This window comes from Bradyrhizobium sp. (genome assembly GCF_049581145.1).
GTDB lineage: Bacteria > Pseudomonadota > Alphaproteobacteria > Rhizobiales > Xanthobacteraceae > Bradyrhizobium.
In genome coordinates, this window is record NZ_JBAURI010001216.1 from 1 (window position 1) to 2,994 (window position 2,994).

The 2,994-nt window shown below is 63.7% G+C and carries 5 protein-coding genes; 2 read left to right on the forward strand and 3 right to left on the reverse strand.

Going from position 1 to position 2,994, the window contains the following annotated elements:
* Together WCB02_RS38730 and gmk are read left to right on the forward strand one after the other, a co-directional pair.
* On the forward strand, positions 1 to 191 hold a 191-nt coding region (locus WCB02_RS38730; RefSeq protein WP_423967492.1), incomplete at its 5' end, for an endoribonuclease YicC domain-containing protein.
* A 3-nt stretch (positions 192 to 194) separates the two neighbouring features.
* On the forward strand, positions 195 to 854 hold the full coding sequence (gene gmk, locus WCB02_RS38735) for a guanylate kinase (RefSeq protein ID WP_423967495.1): 660 nt from the start codon (positions 195 to 197) through the stop codon (positions 852 to 854).
* Between the two features lie 2 nt (positions 855 to 856).
* Here the strand turns inward: gmk and WCB02_RS38740 are convergent, their stop codons facing one another.
* From WCB02_RS38740 to WCB02_RS38750, 3 genes are all read right to left on the reverse strand, one after another.
* Positions 857 to 2,059, reverse strand: coding sequence for a hypothetical protein (locus tag WCB02_RS38740; protein ID WP_423967497.1), 1,203 nt, complete (start codon positions 2,057 to 2,059; stop codon positions 857 to 859).
* A gap of 99 nt (positions 2,060 to 2,158) precedes the next feature.
* Positions 2,159 to 2,689 (reverse strand): hypothetical protein, encoded by a 531-nt coding sequence (locus tag WCB02_RS38745; RefSeq protein ID WP_423967499.1) that lies wholly within the window; start codon positions 2,687 to 2,689, stop codon positions 2,159 to 2,161.
* Positions 2,690 to 2,719: 30 nt separating this feature from the next.
* The coding region (locus WCB02_RS38750) for a DUF4189 domain-containing protein (protein ID WP_423967501.1) at positions 2,720 to 2,994 on the reverse strand (275 nt) is incomplete at its 5' end.

Here is a 2,994-nt window from a genome sequence, read left to right on the forward strand (position 1 = left end):
TTTCACAGGCCCGCGACCTGATCGGCAAGGGCGGCCCGGTGGGGCGGCGGCTCGATTTCCTGTCGCAGGAATTCCATCGCGAGGTCAACACCTGCTGCTCCAAATCGAACGACCTGGAACTGACCAATACCGGCCTCGAAATGAAGAACGTGGTCGAACAATTTCGCGAGCAGGTTCAGAATCTGGAGTGATCCATGGCGGCTCACGACCTCGGCTTCGACGGCGTTGAACGGCGCGGATTGATGTTCGTGCTGTCGTCGCCGTCCGGCGCAGGCAAGACCACACTGTCGCGCCTGTTGATCGAGCGGATGCCTGGCTTGCGGATGTCGGTCTCGGCCACAACGCGACCAAAGCGGCCCGGCGAGGTCCAAGGCCGCGACTATCTGTTCCTCGACAAGGCGCGTTTCGAAGCGATGGTGAAGCGGCACGAGTTGCTCGAATGGGCCGTCGTGTTCGACAATCATTATGGTACGCCGCGCGCGCCGGTCGAAACCGCCCTGGCGGCGGGGCAGGATGTGCTGTTCGATATCGACTGGCAGGGTACGCAGCAATTGCGCGAGAAAGCGCGCGCCGACGTCGTCAGCGTCTTCATCCTGCCGCCGTCGGCCGCCGATCTCGAGAGGCGCCTGCACTCCCGCGCGCAGGATTCCGATGCGGTGATCAGGGGGCGCATGAGCCGCGCCAGCCACGAGATGAGCCACTGGGCGGAATATGATTACATCGTGATCAACCGCGACGTCGATCAGGCCTTTACCGAAGTGCAATCGATCCTGAAAGCGGAGCGGCTGAAGCGTGAACGCCGCACCGGCCTGACGACCTTCGTGCGCGAGCTGCAGCGCCAGCTGCAGACGTAGCGTCAGCCGTACATCTGCTTGGAGAAGCGCGCCAGGAACGCCTCGATCTCCTCGACCTTCTCCTGCGGGACGCGCGTTCGAACATGGGGTTGCTCTTGCGGCGCGCGCGGTTGAAAGCGGACTGGCTCTTGCGCGACAGGAGCATAAGCGCGAGCCGGCTCCGGCAGGACGGGAGCAGGGGCATAAGCGCGAACTGGCTCCGGCAGAACAGGAGCAGGAGCGCGAGCTGGCTCCTTTGGGACGGGCGCGCGAGCGCGGGGCTCCTGCGGGACGCGCGCCTGAAGCACTTGAACGTCGGCGTGTCGTTCGACGCGTTCTGGTGTGCGCTCTTGGACGTGTTGCCGCGCAACATGCGGTTGCGTGCGGGCAGGCGCGACATCGGCACGGCGCGCAGCCCGCTCGCGTTTCATTTCGGCCCATTGTCGCCGTTGTTTCTTGGCGGCCTTTTGCCAGGTGCTGCGCCAGCTGTCCTTGCCGCGGCGACGGGCGCCTGCCAGTCGATAGACGCCGCTCCCTGTCAAACCGGCGAGCGCCAGTGCCCCGCCGGCCACCAGGAAGAGCATCTGGATTGAGCCCGTGGGTTTTACCGGCTCTGCTGGCGCGGCAGGTGTTGCCAGCATGGCCGCAGGCGCCGGATCAGGCGGCTGCGCTGCCGTCTGGTTATCTGCCTGAGCGGCTGAATCCGTGGATGGCGCCGAGGCGTCGGGCTGCGGAGTGACTGAGGAGATCACGCCAGAGGGAGCGGGAAAGACCGGATCTGCAACGTCCGCCGCGGTGGGGGCAACTTCGGGACCTGCGGAAGTGGTGTCCGTATCGCGCCGCGCGCGCGCAGGCAATTCGGCGCGGGCGTCTGAGATCGCGTCCGGCGTTACCGCTTCCGGTTTGCGAACAGCCGTCTTCGCAGGCGCCGCTGCCGGCATGTCCGCGGTCGAGGCTCTTGCGTCGACATCGCGCAAGTACCAGCAACGCTGCTGCGTGCTACGGTCCATGCGATAGAACCAATGCTGACCCTGCGGCGCCACGCCTTTCGGCTCGGGCAGGCAATCGTCGGCCGCGTTTGCTGCGCGATAGGGCAGGATGATCGTGAAGATGCTTGCGAGAATGCTGGCACAAATGACCGATGCGAATTTCGCGGTTCGACTGGACACACGCATCTCCGGATACGCAACACATGACACATCGCTTAACAGATCGTTTATCTGCACGAAGACTGAGGTCGTAATAGGCCGCAATTCCGGAGAGGATTGGGCTTAATTCAGGCTCCCTTATCGCCCTAAAAAGGCATCTGTATAATATTGATAAGTCTACTGTTTTGCGGCGATCCAGCGGCCCACGCAGCCATCCGAGCGGGCATAGGTTCCGCTCCCGCTTTTGCCTGACAATCTCCCGCTTGCGGTCAAGCGAATGCCATCATTGCCGACCGAGACGCCATGATAGGCGCCGTTGGGGCTGACGCTACCGATCGTGCCTGGCCCGACGACTCGGCCACCGGAAATCACCCCGCTGACGCTGCCGCTGCCCCTGCAGTTCGTCGATGTGCCGACAAACGTCCAGGTGCCGTCGAAATTTCCACCGCTGCCGCCATTGCTTCGCGACGCCCGGCGCGGCCCCTCGGCCTGCGGCTTGCTGTGGTGCGCGGGCTGGTCCGATTCGACAGATCGACCCTCGGGAGAATCCGGGCGCGAACCGGACAGCGATTTGTCGTCATTGCCGACGCTGCCGCCGGCACTGCCGGCTTGCGCACGGGCAGCTCGAGGTGTGATCGTCGTCGCAAGACCAAGAAAAAGCCCGAGACAAAGCGTGAAGGTGATCAGGCGAAAAATGGCATTTGGCATGGGCAACCCGATTTGGCGGCTTGATCGCAATCACTGAAAACGGCCCGAGCCGTCGGCGCACACCGCGCCGATAATGCGGCAAGCTTTGCCGGCTCTGCCGCATTCGTCAAGCGCGGCATCCTTGGCCTTCTGCACGGTATCGCGTTGAACCAGCGACCAAGACTTTCCGGAAATCGCGAACGCGCCGCAGCGTGCGCCGTAGAAGCTCAGCTCGATCGGACATTTGCTGTTGCCGCAATTGGCGCGCGCATCGACCACGGCCGATTTGCGCGACGGGTAGTCCCAGGAAATTCCCCATTTGTTGC

Excerpts from the sequence above, each read along its gene's own strand:
- WCB02_RS38745 (WP_423967499.1), bottom strand. The coding sequence starts at position 2,689 with ATGCCAAATGCCATTTTTCGCCTGATCACCTTCACGCTTTGTCTCGGG.
- gmk (WP_423967495.1), top strand. The coding sequence starts at position 195 with ATGGCGGCTCACGACCTCGGCTTCGACGGCGTTGAACGGCGCGGATTG.